The organism is Streptococcus mitis, from assembly GCF_946188615.1.
Taxonomy (GTDB): domain Bacteria; phylum Bacillota; class Bacilli; order Lactobacillales; family Streptococcaceae; genus Streptococcus; species Streptococcus mitis_BZ.
The window spans coordinates 1-356 of sequence record NZ_CAMHVK010000023.1; the positions used below are offsets into that span (position 1 = coordinate 1).

Sequence of the window (356 nt, forward strand, 5' to 3'; positions counted from 1 at the left end):
TCAGCCGTTAAATCGTTATTGGAATCAATCGCGTCATTCTTTGCTTTCAATGCGTCATCGATGGCTTGTTTTGCAGCCGGTTTAGCTGTTGGTGTTGGAGTTACTGAAGATATACTTGTCGCTCCGTCATTTTTAGCTTGTTCTACCGCATCGTTTGTTGTCGCGTTGTCGATTGCTTGCTTCGCCGCGTCTGCTTTCGCTTTCGCGTCTTCCTTAGCTTTTACTTTTTCTTCGTCTGTCAAATCGTTGTTGGCATCAATTGCGTCATTCTTAGCTTTTAATGCGTCATCGATGGCTTGTTTTGCAGCCGGTTTAGCTGTTGGCGTTGGAGTTACCGAATCTACTGATGTCACTCC

At 45.2% G+C, this 356-nt stretch carries 1 protein-coding gene; it reads right to left on the reverse strand.

Annotated features, from left to right (window positions below):
* Positions 1–356 (reverse strand): DUF1542 domain-containing protein (locus OCF95_RS09765; protein WP_315899061.1); only part of this gene is annotated, 356 nt, incomplete at both ends.